Source organism: Bacillus cereus group sp. MYBK139-1 (assembly GCF_051916915.1).
In the GTDB taxonomy this organism is placed as follows: Bacteria; Bacillota; Bacilli; order Bacillales; family Bacillaceae_G; genus Bacillus_A; species Bacillus_A pacificus.
The window spans coordinates 1686737-1709316 of the sequence record NZ_JBQAHO010000001.1 but is presented as its reverse complement, the minus strand read 5'-3'; the positions used below and the strand labels follow the sequence as shown (position 1 = coordinate 1709316).

The window sequence follows — 22580 nt, the reverse complement described above, 5'->3', positions numbered from 1 at the left end:
TTATTTTTATGGTGCAGCAGAGTGTGTATATAAACGTATTATGTTTTAAATTTTGCTGACCAAGGCAATACTGAGCCATAGTGAATGTAAAGTTGGAGGGCGAGCGTATATGTTTGATGAGGATGGGATTGTTTTAATTATGGAACCGGCTGATGAAAGCAATTTGAGGAGATTTATTTTTTCAGTACCAAAGTCAGTGTATGAAAAGAAAGTGCTTACATTACACTATGGAACAGCTATAGGACAAGGATATACGGATATAATTGAAGATATTATTAGCGTACATATAGAAGTAGATGTTGTAATGGTAATCGGGCATGTAAGAGGATAAATAGCTATTTGAAAAAAGGTTATAAGTAATGTAGCTAGAAGTTAGGATAGAGAAACTTACAGACAATTATAAAGATGAAGGGAGCCTAAAATGAAAATAAAATCAATTTTATTAGTATTTATAGTTACAATTGGTTTGATGGGATGTTCACTCGTTGAACAAGGAAAGAACTCCATAGATTATGCTCAAAAAGCGACAGATTATGTAAATGAAATAAGTGCATTTGCAAATGATGCACCAGCATTAGCTGAAAAAGCCGTTAATGATAGCGAAGCCCGGAAAGAATTAGAAACGAAGCTTAGTGAAATTAAACAAGATATACCCGTTTTTAATGAATTAACACCTCCTGATGTAGCAAAGGATCTTCATCAGCAAATCGTCGGATATAACGAAAAGTTAAATACGTTAATTGATACGGCGATGACAAAGATAGAAGAAGGGAAAGTGAATGTAGAAGAGTTTAAAAACTCTGAGCTTATGCAGACGGTAGATCAAGTTCGAGATTTGAAAGATAAGGTGCAAAATTTAGGTCAATAGTAAAAGGCTCCGTTTATCACAAACGGAGCCTTTTACTATTGGATACAATAAACGATTACACCAACGATAATAATCATGTTGCCGATGAGTTTACGTTTCGTTATTTTTTCTCCCAGGAAATACCAACCGAAAATTAATATGATGATATAACTTAAGGATTCTAATGCTGATGCTTGTTTTAATGCCATGCCCTTCATAGCGATAACATTTAATCCAGCGTTAATTACAAATAAAGAGTAGCCGATAATAACATAAGGATTCATATATTCTTTTATTCTAGAATCGTATTGTTGCAAAGTAGCTTTTTTTAATAATATTTGTGAGTAATTAGCTAAAATTATCCCGAAAATAAATAATAACATATAACTATTCATCTTTTGTCACCACCACAATTCCGACGATAATAATAGCTGCACCAAGTAAATGATTCCACTGAATCGTATCTCCAAATAGAAATACTGACCAAAGCATTGACCATAGTATAATAATCCCGCGATGTGAATATGCTTTTGATATTTCGAAATGTTTAATTACTTGTTGCCATAAAATTGCATATCCAAATAAAAGTATAACTAGCCCGAAATAAGCAATAAAAAATGAGATGGAAGCAATGGGAAATTTAGCCGCCCATTTCATGTAAACCATAATGATAGAATATATCAAAAAAGCTACATGTAAAAATAAGTAATTTTTAATAGTTGGTTTCATTTATTCACTCTCTTTTGCATATAAATATATATTTATACCTAATTTTTCTAATGATAGATATTGGAACGTATTTAGTTTAATCTTTCACATTCCAAATTATATAGTATCATGGCTTTTATTGTAAAACAATAAAAGCCATGTATTCATTTTTTCCAAGATTCTATAATATGTATCGTTTTATTTGTTGCATCCAACTCTACTTGAACACCGATAGGTAGGGTAATCATTGGATGTGTATGGCAACAATCGAAGTCTGCTAGAAAAGGAATTCTTTGATTTTGAAGTACTTCTAATAGTATTTCAAAAGGTTTTCGATTTGTACCACAATGATCAAATTGCTCATGTTTTCCAAGAATGATACCTGAAATTTTATCGAATACACCGTTAATTTTAAGGAATGAAAAGCTTCTTTCAATAGTAGCTGCATCTTTTGAACTGTCCTCAATAAAGAGAATGTCACCCTCTTGAATATGTGGCATATAAGGGCTACCCCAAATTCCTTGTATCGTGTTTAAATTCCCGCCAATAATACGTCCAGTAGCTTTGCCATCAATTACTGAAATCCAATCGTTTGGTCGAAGTTCTTTCTCCTTTGTCTTTTCTTCCCAATTAATAAATTCATCTGACCAAAATAATGGTTGTTTTATATGATAAGGAAGAGAATAATCATGTAGTAAAGTTTCAGCAAAATATTTGTATGTGCAATCAACAAAAGGTTCGAATTCGCCAAAAGAAGGGACGAGAGCTGGTCCATAAAATGTAGGGATTCCTGTTTTGGTGTAAATTCCTAGTAATAAAGCAGTTGCATCTGAGTACCCAATCATTATTTTAGGGTTATTTAGAAAAGCATTATAATCAATATAAGGTAATATTGAATTTGAATTCATGCCACCAATTGTTGACATGATACAAGAAACATTAGGGTTTCTTATTAAAGCATTCAGTTCCTCAGCACGCTCTTGTATACTACCCGAACGATAGAAATCATATCGACCTGTTAATGAACCTTCTAATATATAAAACCCTTTCTGTTGTAAGTAAGATTTTGCTCGTTCAAATCTTTTTGGAGAAGTGTAGGTTGCTGGTGAAGAAGGGGAGTAGATCCCGACTGTGTCTCCGTATTTTAATGATTTTGGAAGTAGCATTTGTATGAATCCCTTCTATTAATAGTTTTATTCATAAGGATTTATCATTGAATATTCTTATATTTCAGTATTGTTATTGTAACATACATGCATTGAAATAATAATTGCTGTAGATGAATAAATATGCTTTTTACCTTGACGATATAAAGGGAAAGTTGTTAAGGTTAAATGTGAGTGTATAAAAGGTTTGTTAAAGGAGTTTTGAAATGAAGCGGTTAAAATGGGGAAGGCTGACAGTCCTATTAGTCATTGTTTTAGGGATATGTTGGTTCTTATTCCAAGGAACTCAAAAGAGTGCAACAAGTACAGAGGGACAACCTTTACAAGTGGCAGAACTACCTAAAACAGGATTAGTTGAAAAAGTAGTCCCACCAAAGTACATACCACCGGAAATTGATGCAAAAGCAGCTATGATTATTGATGCGAGTAATGGAGATATTATTTATCAACATAATGAAAATGAGGCTTTTGCGCCAGCAAGTATGTCTAAGATGATGACAGCATATCTTCTATTAGAAAATGTACATAATGGGAAAGTTCGCTGGGAAGATCCGGTGAAAATGAGTGCGAAAGCGGCACAAACAGAGGGAGCGAGAATCCCAGTACAAGTTAATGACACATTAACTGTTAAAGATTTATATCATGCATTAATGATTGAGTCAGCTAATAATTCAGCTGTGGCTTTAGCAGAACATATGGCAAAATCGGAGAAAGATTTCGTTCAGCTTATGAATGCAAAAGCGAAACAGTTAAAAATGTCGGAACATGCTAAATTTGCAAATGCTTCTGGATTACAAGAGCCCGATGGAAGTGAAACAAAAATGACGGCTGGTGATGTAGCAAACTTGGCGTATCATCTTATAAAAGATTACCCAGAAATATTAGAAGTGACTCACTTACGTCAAAGTCAGTTAGCATTTAATAATATTAATGTTATAAGTACAAATGATATGTTAAACAAAAATAATAAAGCTTTATATATAGAAGGAATAGACGGATTAAAAACAGGATTTACAGATAGCGCAGGGTATTGTTTTACGGGTACAGCAAAACAAGGTGATACTCGTATTATTACAGTTGTTATGGGAACAAAAGGTAAAACAAAGCGTTTTACAGAGACGAATAAGCTAATGTCTTATGCATTTGGCTTAGTTAATTAAGTGAAATACTGAGTTGGATCATCATATAAGAAAGGCAATTTGTTGTTACGTACTATCGGTAACAACAAATTGCCTTTTATTTTTTAGCACTAATAAAGTAAAAAGGTAAAAAATGTGAGTGTTATTATTTGAGTTTATTATTGTTTGTTTATATTATAAAGTTAGAAACTTATTAATGATAAGTTTTGAGGGGCATATGATGTGTACATAGGAAAAAGCCTCAAATGAAAATTGGAGGGAATTATGATGGCAAAAGATTTTTACTCAGCAATTGAAGACAGAAGATCTATTTACGCAATTAGTAAAGAACAAGTAGTTTCTGATGAAAAAATTCAAGAAGTAATTTATCATGCTGTAAAACATACACCTTCAGCTTTTAACTCTCAGAGTGCTCGCGTTGTCGTCTTGCTTGGAGAACAACACGATAAGTTATGGGATATTACGAAAGAAACGTTACGAAAAATTGTACCTGAAAATAACTTCGCTTCTACGGAAGAAAAAATGAATGCATTTAAAAGTGGTTATGGAACAGTTCTATACTTCGAAGATAGTGAAGTGGTGGAAGAACTGCAAGAAAAATTTGCATTATACAAAGAGAACTTTCCAATTTGGTCTCAGCAATCCTCAGGAATGTTACAATTTGCAATTTGGACAGCTTTGGAAATTGAAGGGTTTGGTGCTACATTGCAACATTACAATCCATTAATTGATGAAGAAGTGAGAAAAGAATGGGGAGTTCCAGAAAATTGGAAGCTTATTGCGCAAATGCCGTTTGGTAAACCAGTTGTACCTGCAGGTGAAAAAGAATACCAGCCTTTAGAAAACCGTGTGAAAATTTATAAATAATGTAGGAACGAGCGGGGAATTGTTTATCCCCCACTAATTATTATTTGAACCAATCGGGGTTTTGCTACTTATAAAAAGGTGAACAGGGATACAACCTGTTCACCTTTTTATAAGTAGTAAGGATTTTTTTGATAGGAATTTTTCATCTGATCTTTTAATTCGTTTTTACGTGTTTCAACAGTTGATATTTTTTGTAAGGTAATAATTGAAACGAATTGAAAAAAAGCATAGTACAGTTCTATATTTTTATTGATAGGATTATCTATTATATTTTTCATAAATATACCTCCTTTTTGATTTCGCTATTTGCAGGCAATAAGGCTTCCATCTCAAAATTCAATGTTAAGTGGAGAATACCGACCTGTAAAAGTTCGATTGGTTTCCGGGTAGGGTGGATAATATTTGTATGGATTAAGGTACCACTGTATATATGATAATATAAATATCCTGAAAATTCCATATGTAGTGAAAAATAGTTAGTGGAATGTACATTTTCGTCAAATTAGAACAGAATTTTTGAAGTTAAATCTTACAAATCGTCAAATCTTTTAAAAGCGATAGATAGTATCAAAAATAGTTTTCTAAAAATATTATACTATTGATAAAAAAAGTGTTTTTTGTCATGATAAGAGTATACTTCATAGGAAGAACTATACTAGGAAATACATTCTTTGCATTGTGTTAGATGAATAGAATTTTTTTAAGTGGATAGAAAATATATACTAAGATAATGAATGGTATGTCGAATTTTCAATAAAATACATAAGAAATATAAAAAAGCATTGCAAAAAGAGTAAGTTTAATGGTAAAGTTCACATGAAGTTCACACGGATTTCACTTCGCTCGTTTAAAATGAACTCTGTGTGAAAAATAAAACTCTTGTTAAAAAATGGAACTTAATGAATATTTTACTTTGATAATATTGTAAAGTATTAAGTTTATAAGTTTTTTTTAAGAGGATAGTAGGGAAAGGAAGTAAAGACAACTTATGAAAAAAGTAATTGCAGGTTTAGCAGCAGCTTCAGTAGCAGGTGTTGCAGTTCCAGGTATGGATTCTGCTCATGCACAAGTTTCAAACGAAGCGCTAAAAGAAATTAATGGACAAACTCAAACACAAACGACTGTAACTGAAACAAAAACTGTAGAAACAAAATCCGACTTAAAATACACAGTAACTGCTGATGTATTAAATGTTCGTTCAGGTGCTGGTACAGGACATAGCGTTATTTCTAAAGTAAAACAAGGTCAAGTACTACAAGTAATTGGACAAGAAAACGGTTGGTTCAAAGTAACTGTAAACGGTCAAACTGGTTATGTAAGTGGTGACTTCGTAACGACTGGTGGTAAAACAGGAACTACTGTTCAACAAGGAACTGGTACTTACACTGTAAACGTTTCTTCACTTAACGTACGTACAGGCCCAAGTACATCTCATACAGTATTAGGCTCTGTAAATAAAGGTAAAACAGTACAAGTTGTTGGTGAAGTACAAGATTGGTTTAAAATCAACTTCAATGGTGGAACTGGATACGTAAGCAAAGACTTCGTAACAAAAGGTGGTTCTGCTGTATCTAACAAAACACAACAACCAACTACAAACAACAATACTACTACAGTTCAAACTGGTGGTTCTTATGTTGTTAACACTGGTGCTTTAAAAGTACGTACAGGCCCAGCTACATACAACGCTGTAATCGGTGGTGTAACAAACGGTACAGTATTAAACGTTACTGGCGCTGAAAATGGTTGGTACAAAATTAACCATAACGGCCGCACAGGTTACGTAAGTGCAGACTTCGTTAAGTTTGTAAAAGGCGGAGTAAACAACGTTACAAATAACAATAACGTTACAAATAACGTTCAACAACCAGGTAAAGACGTACAAAAACCAACAACTGGTGGAGATACATCTTCAATCGCTGGATTCGCTAGATCATTAAATGGTTCACCATACAGAACAGCTGGTACAACACCTGCTGGTTTTGATTGCAGTGGATTCATTCACTACGTATTAAATCAAACTGGTCATAAAGGCGCTCGTCAAACAGTTGCTGGATACTGGAGCTCTAAAACAAAAACTAGCAATCCACAACCAGGTGATTTAGTATACTTCCAAAACACTTATAAATCAGGTCCTTCTCACATGGGTGTTTACTTAGGAAACGGTCAGTTCATTAGTGCAGAAACTGATGCAACTGGTGTACGTATTAGTTCTGTAAGTAACTCTTACTGGAGCAAGCACCTATTAGGTTACACAAAAGCATACTAAGAAAAAGTAGATTATATACTTTTCGTATAGAGAAAAGGCTTTCCAGGGAAACTTGGGAAGCCTTTTTATAGTTTAATAAATTGGAAGGTAATAGTTTTTACTGTAACTTCCCGTTTAAAAATCGAGCGTATAGATCATGAAAGTAGTTGGGGCGGAATAAGTTTGCTGCATGTCCTGCTAGCGGTATTTCTTTATATAAAACGTTAGGAAGAATGGACTTTAAATCAAAAAGACAAGATTTATAGAGATGATCATGTTCGCCCATTACCCATAGAATAGGGTGGGGAAGTGATTTTAATTTAGATTTTAAATCGAATTCTAACCGATGACGTAATGATTGGGCAATAATTGATGAATGTAATTGCAATCCGAACCGATAATAAATATTTCTTGAAATGACTGCGAACGGATTTGCCTTTAGTATGCCACTTGGAAAAATGGTATTTGCGTATTGAGAGAGCCATTTAGAGTAATCGTCTCCTCGCTTCTCCCAAAACTTTTGAAATACGTTATATAAAAGGGAAGGGTTATTATAATGTCCACCAATATGACAAATGCTCAAAACTTTTTCTGGATGCATTTGTGCAAAAATGGTAGAGATATAACAGCCGTAGCTTAAAGCGCAAATATGAGCTTTTTGAATGCCTTCTTTTTCGTATAAATTCAATAATTGATCAACGAGACGCTGTAATGAAAATTCGATAGCTTCTCCTTTATCATCGCCGTGACCTAATAAGTCATAAGTAATAATGTTGTAAGAGGCGGAAAATCGTTTATGCTCTTTTTTAAAAGCACGACGATTGCCGACTAAACCATGAATAAAAATAATTGTTTCCTTTTTAGAATGTATATTTGTTTGCAAAAAGGATACTCCTTTCAATAACTGGAGATTTATATAGTATTGTAAATTAGTTATCTATCATTCACATAGAACAATATTAAGTACCAGGTAATAATATCAGATATTTATATCTGTTGTAAAGATGAGTTTTTATGTATATTTTGTAAAAACAGAAAAAGTGTGTTTACATTCAGTTTACATTTGTATTGTATTCTATTTTTAGAAAGAACAGTTTTGTTTAACACGAGGAGATGACAGAAATGGAAGTTAGAAATGAAATAAAGAAAAAAGGGAGTTGGAGGCAGTTTTTACGCCTTATTCAAGATACAAATCCTCCGAAAGGGATTCTTGTTTTTGCGTTATTCATGAGTTTGCTTTCTACGGGAGCGAGTTTATTTATTCCAATGTTAACAAAAGGATTAGTAGATAATTTTTCACTTTCGTCAATTAGTACAGGACAAATTGTTGGGCTAGTTGCATTCTTTATTATGCAAACTATAGCTGCAGGATTATCTATATATTTACTAAATTATATCGGGCAGAAGATTGTAGCCGGACTGAGAGAACGTTTGTGGAAAAAGGTACTTATATTGCCAGTATCTTATTATGATCAAAATAGAACAGGCGATACAATTAGCCGAATGACAAATGATACAGGTGTAGTGAAGACATTAATTTCTGAGCATTTGTCAAATTTATTAACAGGCGGTATTTCAATTGTCGGATCATTAATCGTATTATTTGTTTTAGATTGGAAAATGACACTTTTACTTTTAACGGTTATTCCATTATCAGTACTGATCTTAGTTCCACTAGGACGAAAAATGTATAAGATTTCAAAAGCACTTCAAGATGAAACAGCTTCTTTTACAAGTGTGCTAACGCAAGTATTATCAGAAATTCGTTTAGTGAAATCTTCGAACACAGAAAAAAGAGAATATGAAACTGGAAATAAAGGTATCGAGAAGTTATTGCAATTTGGTTTGAAAGAGGGAAAAGTGCAAGCGTTAATTTCACCAGTTATGTCGTTTGTTTTAATGGCATTGCTTGTTATTATCGTAGGATATGGTGGGATGCGAGTTTCTAGTGGTGCATTAACAACTGGGGAACTAGTAGCGTTTATTTTATATTTAGTTCAAATTATAATGCCGATGAGTCAATTATCTATGTTCTTTACACAATTCCAAAAGGCAATTGGTGCAACGGAAAGAATTAATACTATTTTAGAATACGAAGTAGAAGACCATGAAACGGGTGTGAAAGTCACAAATGCTAAGCAACCAATTGTTCTTGAAAATGTACATTTCGAGTATAACGAAGAAGAGCAAGTGTTAAAGAATATTGATTTCACAATTGAATCAGGAAAAGTAACAGCGATCGTAGGGCCAAGTGGTAGCGGGAAAACGACATTATTTTCACTATTAGAACGTTTTTATGAGCCAACTAGCGGTGCTATTAAATTAGGGAAAGATACAATTACGAACTATTCATTACAGTCATGGCGACGTCAAATTGGTTACGTTTCACAAGATAGTCCGTTAATTGATGGAACGATTCGAGATAACATTTGTTACGGCGTTGAGGGAGAAGTGACAGATGAAGAAATTGAAAAAGTAGCAGCGATGGCATATGTGGATGCATTTATTCATGACTTGCCAAAGGGATATGCAACAGAAGTTGGAGAACGTGGTGTGAAACTTTCTGGAGGACAAAGACAGCGAATTGCCATTGCCCGAGCGTTACTTAGAAATCCACAAATTCTTATGTTAGATGAAGCAACTTCTAGTTTAGATAGTAAATCAGAGTCTGTCGTTCAAAAGGCATTAAATAACTTAATGAAAGGCAGAACAACGTTAGTTATTGCACATAGACTTGCTACTGTAGTAGATGCAGATAAAATTATCTTTATAGAAAAAGGGAATCTTACAGGTAGTGGTACACATGATGAATTGTTACGCACACATGACATGTATCGTGAATTTGCAACGCAACAATTGAAAATTAAAGAGGGCGTATTATAAAATGAATCATCAGTGGGGCGTATACTCCGCTGATGATTTATTTTTAAAAGTTATAGAAAAGATGCTACGTAGAAAGGAGAGGTTTTCTTTGCTACCAAAAATTTTAATAGTAGATGACGATCCACATATTAGAGAACTTGTTTCTGTATTTTTAGAGCGGGAAGGATTTCAAACATATGAAGCAATTGATGGTCTAGATGCACTTCAAAAAATAGATGAAGTGAAAGTTGATATGGTTATTCTTGATATCATGATGCCGAATATGGATGGATTTGATGTATGTTTTGAATTAAGAAAATACTATGATATCCCTATTTTGATGCTAACTGCTAAAGGAGAAACATCTCAAAAAGTAAAAGGGTTTCATCTTGGTACGGATGATTATCTTGTAAAACCATTTGATCCGATAGAACTAGTAGTGAGGGTAAAGGCGTTATTGAAACGTTATCAAATTACTGTGTCGCAATCAATTCAAGTTGGAAATGTACTGTTAAACCGTAAAACATTTGAAGTTACAACCGGAGAACAAACGGTTACGTTACCGCTAAAAGAATTCGAATTGCTCTTTACTTTAGGTTCTAAAGCGGGAAGGACTTGTTCGAGAGAGCAATTAATTGAAGATGTATGGGGATATGATTTTGAAGGGAATGAGCGTACACTAGACGTTCATATAAATCGGTTACGTGAGAAGTTCCAAGAAGACAAGTCGAGATTTAGTATTAAAACGATAAGAGGCTTAGGATATCGCTTAGAGGTAAGTAAATGAGAAGAAGAGAGCGAATGAATAAGGTGAAGATATTGAAAATAATTGGAGCGGTACTAGCTCTCTTTTCTTTTCTCACAATAATTTGGTCTATAGCCTTTTATGTATCATCAAGTGTAATAAATGCTCTTGAAATACAAGTATCACCTTTTGTTACTTTTTTAATTAGTGATATGGTCGGCTTTGTATTTATTGTTCTTATTTGGGTGTTGATTGGAGTATTAATGAGACCGAAGCGAGAGGCGATGATTTGGACTATTATTGAACCGATACAAAAAATTGCAAAAGGGGACTTCTCCGTAAAAATACGAAATGAAGAGAAATATGATGGAGAAATTGGTGTGCTCGTAAAAAGTATAAATGATATGACAGATGAACTAAATGCGATGGAGAAAATGCGCCAGGAATTTGTTTCGAATGTTTCTCATGAAATACAGTCACCATTAACTTCTATAAAAGGATTTGCTAGAGCGCTACAAGATAACAATCTTTCCGAGGAAAAGAGAGAGCATTACCTTACCATTATTGAAACGGAAACGACGAGATTATCTAAACTAAGTCAAAATTTACTGAAGCTTACTCTTTTAGAGTCGGAAGAATATACACCAGAAAGAGTAACTTATCGATTAGATCAACAGTTAAAGCAAATTGTGTTAAATAGTGAACCGCTCTGGGCTGAAAAAGAAATTGAATTGGAACTTAATTTAGAGAAAGTACACATTACTGCTGACCAAGAAAGTATGAGTCAAGTTTGGATTAATTTAATTCATAATAGTATTAAATTTACTCCAAGTGGTGGCACAATTACAATTCAGTTAAAAGAATATGAGAAGGTAGTGGAAGTACGTATTCGCGATTCAGGAATTGGTATATCAAAAGAACAGAAGCAACATATTTTTGAGCGCTTTTATAAAGCGGATTCTTCACGAAATCGTGCTTATGGAGGAAGTGGCTTAGGTTTGGCTATCGTAAAAAAAGTACTCGACCTTCATCAAGGAGAAATAAAAGTCGAGAGTGAGGAAGGGAAGGGTACGGAATTTATTGTGTGTATTCCTAAGGATAAAGAGAAATCGTGTTAGGGGCATATCTTCTAACACTATTTTTCTTTATACATACACTTACCATTGCTGCAGCTACACTGATAAGCTTTTCCTTCACTATTCATACGGTATGAGTAATCAGATTCTTTATCTTTTTTAAAGTTAACGTATGCTTCTGCACCGTTTTTATCATCATCAATATCAACGAATTGAACATGGCGTATAGAATAATCTTTCTTTTTACTTAAACTTCTTTCTTGTAAGTTTGTATGAATACCGTCTACTAACTCGTCAAACAATGACCAGTTTCAATTAAGATTTTCAAATGACTCAGTATGTCTTCCTAAAATGCCGTTGCCTTGGATTATTTTATTATTATCGTATGTATAAGAGTATGTAAAATAAGGTTCGTCTTTATATACGACTTCTGCATAATAGCCGATCTTATAAAGAGGAGTATATTTTCCGGTTATGTTTTGTATTTCTTTTTGTTTATATCCTTTTATAGTATGGAGATATTCGCTAGTATCTTTTTCTATTACTTTATAATGTAGTGGATTACCAAATGTAAAGTACATGGCCAAAAATATGATACATAGTCCAACTGCGGTTAGTGACAAGAACCGTTTTTTCTTTTCATACGCATACACTCTCCTGTGTGGGATTTATTTCTATTTTACATGAATTATGGCAAAAACATGAGAATTATAAATAAGAACTTTCGATAGTTACCTACAAGTAACCTACGCACATGAAAGTGCATCATTGCCTTTTTACATAAACATAGATACAATTTTAATATAGTACATAACTGAGATGATTAAGGAGTGTTATACTTGGCAGAATTATTACAAGGCAAAAATGCTTTAATTACAGGAGCAGGTAGAGGGATTGGTCGCGCTGTAGCGATCGCATTAGCGAAAGAAGGCGTAAATGTCGGTCTTTTAGCTCGTTCAGAAGAAAACTTAAAAGCTGTAGCGAAAGAAGTAGAAGCAGAAGGCGTAAAAGCTGTTATTGCGACTGCTGATGTTTCTTCATATGAAGAGGTAACTACTGCAATTGAAACGTTAAAAAACGGTTTAGGATCTATCGATATTTTAATTAATAACGCTGGTATTTCTAAATTCGGTAAGTTTTTAGAATTAGACGTTGCTGATTGGGAAAAAATCATTCAAGTAAACTTAATGGGTGTATACTATGCAACTCGCGCAGCTTTACCAAGCATGATTGAACAACAATCTGGTGATATTATTAATATTTCATCTACAGCAGGACAAAAAGGTGCACCTGTAACAAGTGCATATAGTGCTTCTAAATTTGGTGTTCTTGGCTTAACAGAATCGTTAGCGATGGAAGTTCGCAAACATAACATTCGTGTAACAGCTTTAACTCCAAGTACAGTAGCAACAGACATGGCTGTTGATTTAGGATTAACTGACGGAAATCCGGATAAAGTAATGCAAGCAGAAGATATTGCAGAGTTTATCGTAGCGCAGCTGAAATTAAATAAACGTACATTTATTAAATCAGCAGGACTTTGGTCTACTAATCCGTAAGGGATACATGTATAAACAAAAGAAGGGATATCTATTTTGTAATGAAGTAGATGTCCCTTCTTTATTTTTTGTATATAAGACAGAATTTTCGGTATAATCAAAAGTGGATAGTAGAAAAGCATTGAAAAATTGAAGGGATGGTATTTTTATGAGTATGATTGAGAAATGGACGGCCGTTGATCAATATGTGAGTGATGTATTAATACCGAAAGATTCTATATTAGAAGAAGTTCTTCAAGTAAACGCTGCAGCTAATTTACCAGCACATGACGTATCGCCAACGCAAGGGAAGTTTTTGCAACTATTAGTTCAAATTCAAGGAGCTCGAAACATTTTGGAAATTGGTACTCTAGGTGGATATAGTACGATATGGCTTGCAAGAGGATTGTCATCGGGAGGCCGAGTTGTTACATTGGAAGCAAGTGAAAAGCATGCTGACATTGCGCGTAGCAATATTGAACGCGCTAATTTGAATGATAGAGTTGAAGTGCGAACAGGATTAGCTTTAGATTCTTTACAACAAATAGAAAATGAGAAGTATGAACCATTTGATTTTATCTTTATAGACGCTGATAAACAAAATAACCCTGCTTATTTTGAATGGGCACTGAAACTATCACGCCCTGGTACTGTAATTATTGGGGATAACGTAGTACGTGAAGGAGAAGTTATTGACAATACGAGTAATGACCCTCGCGTACAAGGGATACGTCGCTTCTATGAGCTAATAGCTGCTGAGCCACGTGTAAGTGCTACAGCGCTTCAAACAGTCGGAAGTAAAGGGTACGATGGATTTATAATGGCAGTCGTAAAAGAATAACGAAAGGAGATAAATAGAATGAAAAAGATATTTGAAAAGTTATAACATGTATCGTATATAACGCAGTTAGCTCGTGGACCTCCAACATACTTCAAAATATAAGTTTATATTAAAAATTGGAGGTTAGGAATAGATGAGAACTGAAAAAGAAATGCTGGATTTAATTATAAATACAGCAAAAGAGGATGAAAGAATTCGAGCTGTCATCATGAATGGATCGCGTGTAAATCCAAATGTGAAAAGAGATTGTTTTCAAGACTACGATATTATATATGTTGTAAAAGATATACGCTCTTTTACGTCTAATCATAATTGGATTCATAGGTTTGGAGAAATAATGATTGTACAAATGCCAGAAGAAATGTCATTAGTTCCACCAGATGGAGACGGGAAGTTTCCGTATTTAATGCAGTTCATGGATGGAAATCGGATTGATTTAACATTAGTTCCGGTTGATTTAATAAAAAAGTTCGTTGGACAAGATAGCTTAAGTAAATTACTTCTCGATAAAGATAATTGTATGGAAGAATTCCCGCCAGCAAGCGATAAAGATTACTTAATAAAAAAGCCTACAGAAAAAGAATTTTTAGGTTGCTGTAATGAATTTTGGTGGTGTAGTACGAATGTGGCAAAAGGATTATGGAGAGAAGAGCTTTCTTATGCGAAAGGAATGCTTGAAGGACCAGTACGAGATATGTTCATCGTAATGCTAGAATGGCATATTGGTATGAAAACAGACTTTACAGTTAATGCAGGGAAGTTTGGAAAGCATTTTGAGCAATATTTCGAAGGAGATATGTGGGAGCAATTTAAAAAGACATTTTCTAATGCAGAATATGAAAACATATGGGAATCATTCTTTGTCATGGGTGATTTATTTAGGGAAGTGGCGAATGAAATTGCTAGCGCTTATGGATATCAGTACCCGCAAGGTGATGATGACAGAGTGACGAGTTATTTAAAACATGTGAAAGCTTTGCCAAAAGATAGCACATCAATTTATTAACAATAATAAGCAGTAAGACTGTCCAAATTACGGACAGTCTTATTTTTGTTTATGAATAAGAATTTCTCTAACAAAGTGTAGAGGAATCACATATGAAATTTTAGGGAGGTTTTTATTATGTATTATTTTTATTCGCCACAAATGTTTGCTCCATATCAATGGGGACTAGAACGAGATGTTCCGTATACCTATATGCCATATAACTTATTTTATTACGGAAATTATATAAGCACATTGCCATACACATATACCCCTCAAAGCTATGAAGTACAAATGAAAGCAGATGAACGTGGATCGTGGACACCATTTTCATGGGTCGAAAAATATGCGTACGCATTTTCAGGACCGTACAATAAAGCGGAAGTCGCACTTACATTTGATGATGGACCGGATTTAGAATTTACGCCGAAAATATTAGATAAGTTAAAACAACATAATGTAAAAGCTACTTTTTTCTTACTTGGTGAAAACGCAGAAAAGTTTCCGAATGTCGTAAAGCGTATTGCGAATGAAGGGCATGTAATTGGCAATCATACGTATAGTCATCCAAATTTAGCGAAAGTAAATGAGGTGGAGTACCGTAATCAAATTATAAAAACGGAAGAAATATTAAAACGTTTAGTCGGCTATGCTCCTAAATTTGTACGTCCACCGTATGGTGAAATACTTGAAGATCAATTGAAGTGGGCAACTGAGCAAAATTTTATGATTGTACAGTGGAGTGTTGACACGGTTGATTGGAAAGGTGTAAGCGCTGATACGATTACAAATAATGTGTTAGGGAACTCATTTCCTGGTAGTATCATACTTCAGCATTCAACTCCAGGTGGGCATTTGCAAGGATCCGTAGAGGCGCTAGACAAAATTATTCCGCAGTTAAAAACGAAAGGGGCGCGTTTTGTAACACTTCCAAGTATGTTCCAGACATCAAAAGAAAGAAAATGAATGTGTTATAAATTAGGGAAAACAGGATTATGTCGTATAATGAAGGTGTAGGTTAGGAGGGGATATAATTGATGTATGCACTAATAAACATAGGAATGAGTATTTTAATAGGTATTATATTTATATTTGCGGCAATTATCCTTCAAAAAAATCCACCGACAGATATTAATGCGGCATATGGTTATCGTACGAAACGATCTATGAAAAATAAAGAATTATGGGATGCAGGTAATAGGTATAGTGCGGAAGTCATGAAGCAAAACGGATTCATCATGATGTTCATTGGAAGTGTTATTAGTGTACTGTTTAGATATCCACATACAATGATAGCGATTATGGTGATTATGCTGTTATTAATCGTTCGTTTATTTATACAAGTAGAGAGTAGATTGAAAATGCTTGAACAATAATGAAAAAATAGGACTCCTTGCAGTACGATGCTAGGAGTCCTATTTTATTTATAAACTCTTATTTTCTAGTAAGTCTTTTCCTTGTTCAACAACAAATTCATAGTATGCAAAATCATACGGATAAATATCATCAAAAGTTATCGTTAGCGGTTTATTGCTCAAAACAGAAGTAGCGGTAAAAGATGAAATCTCTCTTTTTAATAGCTGTAGAAAAGAAGTTGCATGTATTTTCATCACATCGTCTACTTCTTCACCTGGTGCGAATGGAAGTGAGTTAATGACATTGTGGAAATACATATGACAAAACTCGCGATCTGTAAGATTTGAAATTTCATAATCTATTTTAAAGATGCCCTTATATGCTAAATCATTCGTTTGAAAAGAAAGCCCCAATTCTTCTTCAATTTCACGAAGACCACCACTTTGTACATCTTCATCATGCATAATATGTCCAGCTGAAGTAATATCCCAAATGTTCGGAGCTTCTTTTTTATTTTTAGAGCGTAATTGGAAATATAAAAACATATCTTCCTCATCTTTTTCTACAAACCAACAATGAAATGTTTCGTGCCAATCACCGTCACGATGCACTTCATCACGTAATTTCTTCCCAAGTATATTTTTTTCAGTATCAAATATTGTTAACCACTCTGTCATTTAAATTCCCCTTTCTGCAAATTTTATTATACAATATCTGTATTGAATTTTGGGAAAATAAAGAAAAAGGAGAGGGTATAAGTGGGTATAGAGAGGACGGAAATAAAATCGATTATTTCAACAGAGGAAGAATTACGGAAAATATTGGGGCAACCAAGTGAGAGAGCGTTAAAGAAAGTTATTTCATCACTAGACCACCACTGTATAGATTTTCTATCCAAATCTCCTTTTCTAGTATTATCTACTGCAAATAAGTTAGGAGAGTGTGACGCCTCACCCAGAGGAGATGCATCTGGATTTGTATATGTGTTCAATAAAAATAAAATCATCATTCCAGAAAGACCAGGCAACCGCCGTATAGACTCCATTTTGAATATTATTTCAAATCCACGTGTAGGGTTACTCTTTTTTATTCCAGGTCTTGGGGAGACACTCCGAATAAATGGCCGAGCGTATATAACAAACGACGAAGAAATTTTGCAAGAAATGCAGGCAAATGGACGCAAGCCGCTACTTGGAATTGTTGTTGAAATAGAAGAGTGTTATATTCATTGTGCAAAAGCTTTTATTCGTTCTAATATGTGGGATCCAGAATCTTGGTTACATAAAAAAGAGTTACCATCAGCAGCGAAAATGTTGCTGGAGCACGCGAAAGTAAATACTTCTGAAGAGGATGTTGCACGTTCTTTAGAAGAAAGTTATACGAAAAGATTGTATTGAAAAATTTTATTGGTATAGTTTTTTGTGGGTATGTATGTGTTTTAGAATGGGATATTTATATGGGAACTGTTGATTTAAAAACTGGAGAAATAACAAAATAGGTAAATTGAGTGGCAGTTGCATAATGATATTGTGAAATATAATAAAAAAATTTCTTGAAAATAGTTAGTAAAAATAGGCTTGCTTTTTAAAAACTTCATAACTATAATAAATTAACAAATAGACATGAACGAAAAAGTAACGATAAGGACACGGAATCATTTTTACGGTTTACAGAGAGGGAAGTCAAGGGTGTGAGCTTCCTAGCACGAGAAATGATTTTACCACCTTTGAACTTCAATAGTGAACGAGTAATCTAGTAATTATTGACGGAATCAGCCGTTATCTGAACTTGAGCAATCTAGAGAGAAATATGTCTAGGTTGGAACAAGGGTGGAACCACGAAAACACATTCGTCCCTTTCCTAGGGATGAGTGTGTTTTTTATAGTTTTAAAGATTGAAAATTAAAAATAAATAAAAAATGGTATTGATTTTGTTTTTTATGCGAGTATAATGAGTTAACAAATAAACATGAACGAAAAGTAACGATAAGGACATGAAATCATTTTTACGGTTTACAGAGAGGGAAGTCAAGGGTGTGAGCTTCCTAACACGAGAAATGATTTTACCACCTTTGAACTTCAATAGTGAACGAGTAATCTAGTAATTATTGACGGAATCAGCCGTTATCTGAACTTGAGCAATCTAGAGAGAAATATGTCTAGGTTGGAACAAGGGTGGAACCACGAAAACACATTCGTCCCTTTCCTAGGGATGAGTGTGTTTTTTTATTACTTTGAAAGGAGGTGCTGTAACATGAAACGATTTGTACGTACGGAAATAACCACCACCTGCATGATTGAAAAGCAGAGCAAGGTGATTGATAAAGATAAAAAATAAAATTGTAGGAGGAGATTAGAAGATGAATAATGTTGTTAATGTTGTTAATGTAGGAGTGTTAGGATTAGGTACGGTCGGAAGTGGTGTTGTCCATATTTTGAAAGAACATTGTAAAAAAATTGCACTTGATACAGGGTATGAAGTGAAAGTGAAGACAGTTGTTGTACGTGATTTAGAAAAAGAACGTGATGTTTGTATTGATGGAATCGTAGTAACAAGTCATGTCGATGAAGTTCTAAATGATTCAAATATTGATATTGTAGTAGAGGTAATGGGCGGAATTGAAGAAGCGAAGCAGCATATTGTTAAGGCTTTACGAAATAAGAAACATGTCGTGACAGCAAATAAAGATTTAATGGCTGTATACGGTGCAGAACTTCTCCAACTGGCAAATGATAATGATTGTGATTTGTGTTATGAGGCAAGTGTAGCGGGCGGTATTCCGGTGTTAAGAGGGTTAACAGACGGATTAGCATCAGATCAGATTGAAAAAATAATGGGAATTGTAAATGGTACAACAAATTACATGTTAACAAAGATGAGTCAAAATGGATGGTCGTATGAAGAAGCTTTACAGGAAGCACAAAAATTAGGTTTTGCAGAATCAGATCCGACAGCGGATGTAGATGGGCTAGATGCGGCGAGAAAGGTAGCGATTCTTGCAAACTTAGGTTTTTCGATGAATGTTTCTTTAGATGATGTGCAAGTAAGAGGGATTCGAAAGGTCGAAAAAGAAGATTTACAAATGGCTGAAAAGTTAGGGTTTACAATGAAGTTAATTGGGAAAGCGGAGAAACAAGGATCAGCCATTCATTTAAGTGTAGAACCGACACTTTTACCAAGTCATCATCCATTGTCGAATGTAAATAATGAATTTAATGCGGTATATGTTCACGGTCAAGCAGTAGGAGAAGTAATGTTTTACGGACCAGGAGCTGGGAAATTACCGACTGGTTCTGCTGTAGTAAGTGATATTATTTCAATCGTTAAAAATATGAATCAAGTTCAGAAAAATAAAAGTGCGTTAAAAGAACCAGAACCGTATGAATTACAAGGGGATGAAGAAGTCGTTTCGAAATATTTCTTACGTATTTCATTACGAGATGAACCTGGGATGTTGCAAAAAATAACAGAATGTTTCGTTAATTATTCTGTAAGTTTAAAAGAAGTGATTCAATTACCTTTAAATCGTGAACTTGCAGAAGTCGTTGTTGTAACACATCAAACTTCAAAGTATCAATTCGAACGAGTTTTAGGAGCGATAGAAGATGTCGCAAGTGAAATAAACAGTTACTACATTATTGAGGAGGAAAAACAATATGTATAAAGGATTATTAAAACAGTATGCTTCTTATTTACCGGTCAATGAAAATACACCTGATGTGAGCTTAATGGAAGGTAATACACCGCTTATTCCGTTATTAAATATATCAAAACAATTAGGAATTCAGTTATATGGTAAGTATGAAGGAGCGAATCCGACAGGTTCTTTTAAAGATCGTGGTATGGTAATGGCAGTTGCGAAGGCGAAAGAAGAAGGTTCAGAGGCTATTATTTGTGCATCGACAGGTAATACATCAGCATCGGCTGCCGCATATGCGGCACGCCTTGGAATGAAATGTATTATCGTAATACCGGAAGGAAAGATTGCACATGGAAAATTAGCGCAAGCAGTTGCCTATGGTGCTGAAATCATTTCAATAGAAGGAAATTTTGATGATGCACTAAAGGCTGTAAGAAATATTGCTGCAGAAGAGCCAATCACATTAGTTAACTCGGTAAATCCTTATCGAATTGAAGGGCAAAAAACAGCAGCATTTGAAATTTGTGACCAATTGCAAAGTGCACCAGATGTTTTAGCGATTCCTGTTGGGAATGCCGGAAATATTACAGCGTACTGGAAGGGTTTCTGTGAATATGAGAAAGAAAAAGGATATAAGAAGCCAAGAATTCATGGATTTGAAGCGGAAGGAGCAGCTGCTATTGTAAAAGGGCATGTAATTGACGAGCCAGAAACAATTGCAACAGCGATTCGCATCGGTAACCCAGCAAGTTGGTCATATGCAGTAGAGGCTGCTGAGCAGTCTCACGGTGAAATAGATATGGTATCAGATGAAGAAATTTTACATGCGTATAGATTATTAGCAAAATCGGAAGGGGTTTTCGCTGAGCCAGGATCGAATGCTTCATTAGCTGGCGTAATGAAACATGTTCAATCTGGAAAAATCAAAAAAGGAGAAACAGTTGTTGCAGTTTTAACTGGGAACGGCTTGAAAGATCCTGATATTGCAATTTCTTCTAATACATTAGATATTGCAAGTGTTTCAAATAATATAGAACAAATTAAAGAGCATATTAAAGGGGTGATTATGTCGTGATACCATTAAGTATTCGTGTTCCTGCTAGTACAGCGAATGTTGGACCTGGATTCGATTCAGTAGGAGTAGCTTTGTCATTGTATTTGCATGTAGTAGTAAAAGAGAAATCTAATAAATGGAAAGTGATCCATTCTTTTGATGAGTCGATTCCGACAGACGATAAAAATTTAATCGTTAGTACGGCATGTAAAGTGAGTCCTTCTTTATCACCTTATATAATAGAAGTTACTAGTAATATCCCATTAACAAGAGGACTAGGAAGTAGTGCATCAGCAATTGTAGCTGGGATAGAGCTTGCGAATCAACTAGGCAACTTGAACTTAACGACTGATCAAAAAGTTCAAATTGCTACAAATTTTGAAGGTCATCCTGATAATGTTGCTGCTTCTATATTAGGAGGAACGGTAATCGGAGCACTTGATGGAAAGAATGTTTCGGTTGTAAGAATTGAAAGTAAGGAATTAGGCGTTATTTCTCTTATTCCAAATGAAGAGCTAAATACAGATGAAAGTCGATCTGTATTACCAGAAGTATTCCCGTTTCATGAAGCTGTTAAGGCTAGTGCAATAAGTAATGTATTAGTAGCTGCTTTATGTCAAAAGAAATGGGAAGTTGTAGGCGAAATGATGGAAAGGGATCATTTTCATGAGCCGTATCGTTTAGAGCTAGTACCGTTATTACCATCTATTCGTAAATGTGCAAAAGAATTCGGTGCATACGGTACAGCGCTTAGCGGTGCAGGACCATCTATTTTTATATTAACGCCTTATGAGAAACGTCAAGAAATTGCTGAGCAATTAGCGAGAGTATTTACGTCTATGAAAGTGTGTGAGCTAGAAATCGATCATAGAGGTATTACAGTAAATAAAGAAGAACATATAGAACTATAAAAAAGCTAGCATGGCTAGCTTTTTTTGTTGTAAATAGCTTTTCAGTTGGCATATAAAAGAAAAGTAATAATGTATAATTTAGTAAAGTGTGTATTCATTTGGAGGTGATCCTATGAAGCAAGAGTCACCGGAAGAAAAAAGAGAACGTATACGGCAAAGTGAATTGAAAAATAATCCTACTGGTTCTTTAAAGGATGGATTAAACAGAGCTGAAACAGGTAGTCCAGTTGATATGACAGGTGGTATGAATTGGAAAGGTACAGCCTTAGTAATTTTAGTGCTAGCTTTAGGCTATATTATATACACGTATTTTTTTAGTTAAGAAATAAGTGTTACAACTTAGAATGATTTGCCTTTATCCCGCGTTAACGGACAGTAAAATTCCCATCTCAAAATTCAGTTGGAGCAAAGAAGTTAGGTGGGAGATTAACTGTCCGTAAACGTCCGATTGGTTCAACTAATAATCAGTGGGGGATGAACAAAACCCCCATTGATTAAAGTTTCACTTTATTTTTAATACGCAAATAGAGCTAGTTTATGCTAGCTCTATTTTTTTGCCACATTCCTGTAACAAAGCCCCTGTATATTCAGTGGTGG

24 protein-coding genes, 1 pseudogene and 2 other annotated features are annotated in these 22580 nt (G+C 34.5%); of the genes and pseudogenes, 18 read left to right on the top strand and 7 right to left on the bottom strand.

The features are described from left to right. Positions 1-109: 109 nt before the first annotated feature. The gene (locus ACTFRS_RS08765; protein ID WP_440023738.1) at positions 110-331 is read left to right on the top strand and encodes a hypothetical protein; all 222 of its coding nucleotides are present in this window, start codon (positions 110-112) and stop codon (positions 329-331) included. 90 nt (positions 332-421) lie between these two features. Next, complete coding sequence (locus tag ACTFRS_RS08760; protein WP_242294142.1) at positions 422-868, top strand: DUF6376 family protein; 447 nt, start codon at positions 422-424, stop codon at positions 866-868. A 35-nt stretch (positions 869-903) separates the two neighbouring features. Here the strand turns inward: ACTFRS_RS08760 and ACTFRS_RS08755 are convergent, their stop codons facing one another. The 3 genes from ACTFRS_RS08755 to ACTFRS_RS08745 form a co-directional block, all read right to left on the bottom strand. After that, entirely contained in the window at positions 904-1242 is a 339-nt protein-coding gene (locus tag ACTFRS_RS08755) for an EamA family transporter (protein WP_048557532.1), read from the bottom strand. Beyond that, a complete protein-coding gene (locus tag ACTFRS_RS08750) occupies positions 1235-1576 on the bottom strand; it encodes an EamA family transporter (protein WP_000805122.1) in 342 nt (113 codons plus the stop codon). Before ACTFRS_RS08750 ends, ACTFRS_RS08755 begins: the two co-directional genes overlap by 8 nt. A 143-nt stretch (positions 1577-1719) precedes the next feature. After that, positions 1720-2721 carry a S66 family peptidase gene (locus tag ACTFRS_RS08745; protein ID WP_440023739.1) on the bottom strand — a complete coding sequence of 334 codons (1002 nt, stop codon included), beginning with the start codon at positions 2719-2721 and terminating at the stop codon, positions 1720-1722. A 206-nt stretch (positions 2722-2927) separates the two neighbouring features. Between ACTFRS_RS08745 and ACTFRS_RS08740 the strand changes: the two genes are divergently transcribed. Both ACTFRS_RS08740 and ACTFRS_RS08735 read left to right on the top strand, forming a co-directional pair. Further along, on the top strand, positions 2928-3881 hold the full coding sequence (locus ACTFRS_RS08740) for a D-alanyl-D-alanine carboxypeptidase family protein (RefSeq protein ID WP_440023740.1): 954 nt from the start codon (positions 2928-2930) through the stop codon (positions 3879-3881). Between the two features lie 243 nt (positions 3882-4124). Next, on the top strand, positions 4125-4727 hold the full coding sequence (locus ACTFRS_RS08735; RefSeq protein WP_001993708.1) for a nitroreductase family protein: 603 nt from the start codon (positions 4125-4127) through the stop codon (positions 4725-4727). Positions 4728-4834: 107 nt separating this feature from the next. On the opposite strand, the gene ACTFRS_RS08730 is transcribed toward ACTFRS_RS08735, so the two are convergent. Next, positions 4835-5005: a hypothetical protein gene (locus tag ACTFRS_RS08730; protein WP_061182306.1), complete on the bottom strand. Its 171-nt coding sequence runs from the start codon at positions 5003-5005 to the stop codon at positions 4835-4837. 710 nt (positions 5006-5715) lie between these two features. Here ACTFRS_RS08730 and entFM point away from each other — a divergent pair. After that, on the top strand, positions 5716-6996 hold the full coding sequence (entFM, locus tag ACTFRS_RS08725; protein WP_440023741.1) for an enterotoxin EntFM: 1281 nt from the start codon (positions 5716-5718) through the stop codon (positions 6994-6996). A gap of 97 nt (positions 6997-7093) precedes the next feature. On the opposite strand, the gene ACTFRS_RS08720 is transcribed toward entFM, so the two are convergent. Beyond that, positions 7094-7858 (bottom strand): alpha/beta fold hydrolase, encoded by a 765-nt coding sequence (locus ACTFRS_RS08720; protein WP_001194311.1) that lies wholly within the window; start codon positions 7856-7858, stop codon positions 7094-7096. A gap of 239 nt (positions 7859-8097) precedes the next feature. On the opposite strand from ACTFRS_RS08720, the gene ACTFRS_RS08715 reads away from it, so the two are divergent. From ACTFRS_RS08715 to hitS, 3 genes are all read left to right on the top strand, one after another. Next, positions 8098-9858 carry an ABC transporter ATP-binding protein gene (locus tag ACTFRS_RS08715; protein WP_440023742.1) on the top strand — a complete coding sequence of 587 codons (1761 nt, stop codon included), beginning with the start codon at positions 8098-8100 and terminating at the stop codon, positions 9856-9858. 88 nt (positions 9859-9946) lie between these two features. Beyond that, a complete protein-coding gene (gene hitR / locus ACTFRS_RS08710; protein WP_439194549.1) occupies positions 9947-10624 on the top strand; it encodes an envelope stress response regulator transcription factor HitR in 678 nt (225 codons plus the stop codon). Continuing rightward, positions 10621-11700 (top strand): envelope stress sensor histidine kinase HitS, encoded by a 1080-nt coding sequence (hitS, locus tag ACTFRS_RS08705; RefSeq protein ID WP_440023743.1) that lies wholly within the window; start codon positions 10621-10623, stop codon positions 11698-11700. Before hitR ends, hitS begins: the two co-directional genes overlap by 4 nt. A 17-nt stretch (positions 11701-11717) precedes the next feature. Here the strand turns inward: hitS and ACTFRS_RS08700 are convergent. After that, a pseudogene (locus ACTFRS_RS08700) lies at positions 11718-12239 on the bottom strand (DUF3139 domain-containing protein). 258 nt (positions 12240-12497) lie between these two features. Between ACTFRS_RS08700 and ACTFRS_RS08695 the strand changes: the two are divergent. The 5 genes from ACTFRS_RS08695 to ACTFRS_RS08675 all read left to right on the top strand — a co-directional run bounded on the left by ACTFRS_RS08695 (position 12498) and on the right by ACTFRS_RS08675 (position 16398). Continuing rightward, entirely contained in the window at positions 12498-13217 is a 720-nt protein-coding gene (locus ACTFRS_RS08695) for a 3-ketoacyl-ACP reductase (RefSeq protein ID WP_000818985.1), read from the top strand. A gap of 148 nt (positions 13218-13365) precedes the next feature. Then, on the top strand, positions 13366-14037 hold the full coding sequence (locus ACTFRS_RS08690; RefSeq protein WP_440023744.1) for an O-methyltransferase: 672 nt from the start codon (positions 13366-13368) through the stop codon (positions 14035-14037). Positions 14038-14170: 133 nt separating this feature from the next. Continuing rightward, the gene (locus ACTFRS_RS08685) at positions 14171-15043 is read left to right on the top strand and encodes an aminoglycoside 6-adenylyltransferase (RefSeq protein ID WP_001258521.1); all 873 of its coding nucleotides are present in this window, start codon (positions 14171-14173) and stop codon (positions 15041-15043) included. 117 nt (positions 15044-15160) lie between these two features. Beyond that, positions 15161-15988: a peptidoglycan-N-acetylglucosamine deacetylase gene (locus ACTFRS_RS08680; protein WP_440023745.1), complete on the top strand. Its 828-nt coding sequence runs from the start codon at positions 15161-15163 to the stop codon at positions 15986-15988. A gap of 71 nt (positions 15989-16059) precedes the next feature. Beyond that, positions 16060-16398 (top strand): SdpI family protein, encoded by a 339-nt coding sequence (locus ACTFRS_RS08675; protein WP_139868132.1) that lies wholly within the window; start codon positions 16060-16062, stop codon positions 16396-16398. 48 nt (positions 16399-16446) lie between these two features. Here the strand turns inward: ACTFRS_RS08675 and ACTFRS_RS08670 are convergent, their stop codons facing one another. Next, positions 16447-17055 carry an NUDIX hydrolase gene (locus ACTFRS_RS08670; protein WP_440023746.1) on the bottom strand — a complete coding sequence of 203 codons (609 nt, stop codon included), beginning with the start codon at positions 17053-17055 and terminating at the stop codon, positions 16447-16449. An 81-nt stretch (positions 17056-17136) separates the two neighbouring features. On the opposite strand from ACTFRS_RS08670, the gene ACTFRS_RS08665 reads away from it, so the two are divergent. The 5 genes from ACTFRS_RS08665 (at position 17137) to ACTFRS_RS08645 (ending at position 22305) form a co-directional block, all read left to right on the top strand. Further along, positions 17137-17775: a pyridoxamine 5'-phosphate oxidase family protein gene (locus tag ACTFRS_RS08665; RefSeq protein WP_139867621.1), complete on the top strand. Its 639-nt coding sequence runs from the start codon at positions 17137-17139 to the stop codon at positions 17773-17775. 231 nt (positions 17776-18006) lie between these two features. After that, positions 18007-18238 (top strand) — a binding site (T-box leader). 113 nt (positions 18239-18351) lie between these two features. After that, positions 18352-18583: a binding site (T-box leader), on the top strand. A 154-nt stretch (positions 18584-18737) separates the two neighbouring features. Next, positions 18738-20042: a homoserine dehydrogenase gene (locus ACTFRS_RS08660; protein WP_139867619.1), complete on the top strand. Its 1305-nt coding sequence runs from the start codon at positions 18738-18740 to the stop codon at positions 20040-20042. Then, positions 20035-21093, top strand: a complete 1059-nt coding sequence (thrC, locus tag ACTFRS_RS08655) for a threonine synthase (RefSeq protein WP_000276440.1) — start codon at positions 20035-20037, stop codon at positions 21091-21093. The genes ACTFRS_RS08660 and thrC overlap by 8 nt, the downstream gene beginning before the upstream one ends. Next, positions 21090-21983 (top strand): homoserine kinase, encoded by an 894-nt coding sequence (gene thrB / locus ACTFRS_RS08650; RefSeq protein WP_139867618.1) that lies wholly within the window; start codon positions 21090-21092, stop codon positions 21981-21983. The genes thrC and thrB overlap by 4 nt, the downstream gene beginning before the upstream one ends. A 112-nt stretch (positions 21984-22095) precedes the next feature. After that, positions 22096-22305 carry a DUF6366 family protein gene (locus tag ACTFRS_RS08645; RefSeq protein WP_113712372.1) on the top strand — a complete coding sequence of 70 codons (210 nt, stop codon included), beginning with the start codon at positions 22096-22098 and terminating at the stop codon, positions 22303-22305. Positions 22306-22580 lie beyond the last annotated feature (275 nt).

Bases quoted from the DNA above. Each gene is read 5' to 3' on its own strand.
- ACTFRS_RS08765 (WP_440023738.1), top strand. From the start codon at position 110: ATGTTTGATGAGGATGGGATTGTTTTAATTATGGAACCGGCTGATGAA.
- ACTFRS_RS08760 (WP_242294142.1), top strand. From the start codon at position 422: ATGAAAATAAAATCAATTTTATTAGTATTTATAGTTACAATTGGTTTG.
- ACTFRS_RS08755 (WP_048557532.1), bottom strand. From the start codon at position 1,242: ATGAATAGTTATATGTTATTATTTATTTTCGGGATAATTTTAGCTAAT.
- ACTFRS_RS08750 (WP_000805122.1), bottom strand. From the start codon at position 1,576: ATGAAACCAACTATTAAAAATTACTTATTTTTACATGTAGCTTTTTTG.
- ACTFRS_RS08745 (WP_440023739.1), bottom strand. From the start codon at position 2,721: ATGCTACTTCCAAAATCATTAAAATACGGAGACACAGTCGGGATCTAC.
- ACTFRS_RS08740 (WP_440023740.1), top strand. From the start codon at position 2,928: ATGAAGCGGTTAAAATGGGGAAGGCTGACAGTCCTATTAGTCATTGTT.
- ACTFRS_RS08735 (WP_001993708.1), top strand. From the start codon at position 4,125: ATGATGGCAAAAGATTTTTACTCAGCAATTGAAGACAGAAGATCTATT.
- ACTFRS_RS08730 (WP_061182306.1), bottom strand. From the start codon at position 5,005: ATGAAAAATATAATAGATAATCCTATCAATAAAAATATAGAACTGTAC.
- entFM (WP_440023741.1), top strand. From the start codon at position 5,716: ATGAAAAAAGTAATTGCAGGTTTAGCAGCAGCTTCAGTAGCAGGTGTT.
- ACTFRS_RS08715 (WP_440023742.1), top strand. From the start codon at position 8,098: ATGGAAGTTAGAAATGAAATAAAGAAAAAAGGGAGTTGGAGGCAGTTT.
- hitS (WP_440023743.1), top strand. From the start codon at position 10,621: ATGAGAAGAAGAGAGCGAATGAATAAGGTGAAGATATTGAAAATAATT.
- ACTFRS_RS08690 (WP_440023744.1), top strand. From the start codon at position 13,366: ATGAGTATGATTGAGAAATGGACGGCCGTTGATCAATATGTGAGTGAT.
- ACTFRS_RS08685 (WP_001258521.1), top strand. From the start codon at position 14,171: ATGAGAACTGAAAAAGAAATGCTGGATTTAATTATAAATACAGCAAAA.
- ACTFRS_RS08680 (WP_440023745.1), top strand. From the start codon at position 15,161: ATGTATTATTTTTATTCGCCACAAATGTTTGCTCCATATCAATGGGGA.
- ACTFRS_RS08675 (WP_139868132.1), top strand. From the start codon at position 16,060: ATGTATGCACTAATAAACATAGGAATGAGTATTTTAATAGGTATTATA.
- ACTFRS_RS08670 (WP_440023746.1), bottom strand. From the start codon at position 17,055: ATGACAGAGTGGTTAACAATATTTGATACTGAAAAAAATATACTTGGG.
- ACTFRS_RS08660 (WP_139867619.1), top strand. From the start codon at position 18,738: ATGAATAATGTTGTTAATGTTGTTAATGTAGGAGTGTTAGGATTAGGT.
- thrC (WP_000276440.1), top strand. From the start codon at position 20,035: ATGTATAAAGGATTATTAAAACAGTATGCTTCTTATTTACCGGTCAAT.
- ACTFRS_RS08645 (WP_113712372.1), top strand. From the start codon at position 22,096: ATGAAGCAAGAGTCACCGGAAGAAAAAAGAGAACGTATACGGCAAAGT.